The 1,196-nt window shown below is 44.9% G+C and carries 1 protein-coding gene; it reads left to right on the forward strand.

Going from position 1 to position 1,196, the window contains the following annotated elements:
• The first annotated feature begins 71 nt into the window (after positions 1-71).
• Positions 72-1,156 (forward strand): IS3 family transposase gene (locus TOI97_RS13165; RefSeq protein ID WP_321554582.1). Its coding sequence is split into 2 segments (ribosomal slippage): positions 72-333 and positions 333-1,156, totalling 1,086 coding nucleotides; the frame shifts between segments, so codons are not numbered across the junction.
• Positions 1,157-1,196 lie beyond the last annotated feature (40 nt).

The following is a 1,196-nucleotide window of genomic DNA, read 5'->3' on the forward strand; positions in this document are numbered from 1 at the left end:
TGTAATCCCCCCTCAAAACCACAGAGGCTATTTGTAGAAAATTCCATTAATATGAACTCAAGGAGTTTTCTATGCGTAAATCAAAATTCACTGAGAGCCAGATTATGGCAATTCTCAAACAAAATGAGGCTGGAGTTCCAGTCCCTGAGCTATGCCGTGAGCATGGTATTAGCTCAGCTTCGTTCTACAAGTGGCGTTCAAAATACGGCGGCATGGACACTTCGCTCATGAAGCGCATGAAAGAGCTTGAAGAAGAGAACCGTCGGCTCAAAAAAATGTATGCCGAAGAGCGTCTTAAAGCTGAGATTCGATTGGAAGCTCTTGAGGGAAAGCTCTAAAGCCATCCCTGCGCAAGGAGATGGCGAAAGAGGCGATAATCAAACATGCCATCAGCATTCGCCTTGCTTGCCTCTGTCTAGGTATTAGCGAGAGCTGTTTTTACTATCAAAGCAAGCTCAATGCTGAGAACGAGCAGATTGCCGACTGGCTGCTTCGATTAACCGACAATAAAAAGCGTTGGGGATTTGGCCTATGCTTTTTGTACCTGCGTAATGTCAAAGGTTTTAAATGGAACCATAAGCGCGTTTACCGCATTTACTGTGAGCTGGAGCTGAACTTGCGTATCAAACCCAGAAAACGCATCAAGCGAGATAAGCCTGACGCGCTGTGCGTTCCAACAACTATTAACGATGTCTGGTCAATGGATTTTATGTCAGACAGTTTAGCCAGTGGCCGCAGCATCAGAACCTTTAATGTCATCGATGATTTTAATCGCGAATGCTTGGCTATAGATGTTGATTTATCTTTGCCTAGCGCACGAGTTATTCGATCGTTAGAGCAAATCATTGAGTGGCGCGGTAAGCCAAACACAATACGCTGTGACAATGGCCCTGAGTACATCTCTGAAACAATAAAGGACTGGGCTAAAGAGCAGCAAATTACCTTGCAGTATATCCAACCAGGCAAACCGACACAGAATGCTTATGTTGAGCGTTTTAACCGAACAGTGCGTCATGAATGGTTAGATTTAAACATCTTTGACAGCATTGAACAGGCTCAAGAACTTGCTACACAATGGCTTTGGACGTACAACAACGAACGCCCTCACACTGCTATCGGAGGAGTACCGCCAAGGCAGTTATTACAGGCAGCTTAAATTCTACAAATGAGCACTGTGGAAAATGGGGGGAGTACAG

The organism is Denitrificimonas halotolerans (assembly GCF_034259425.1).
Lineage (GTDB): Bacteria > Pseudomonadota > Gammaproteobacteria > Pseudomonadales > Pseudomonadaceae > Denitrificimonas > Denitrificimonas halotolerans.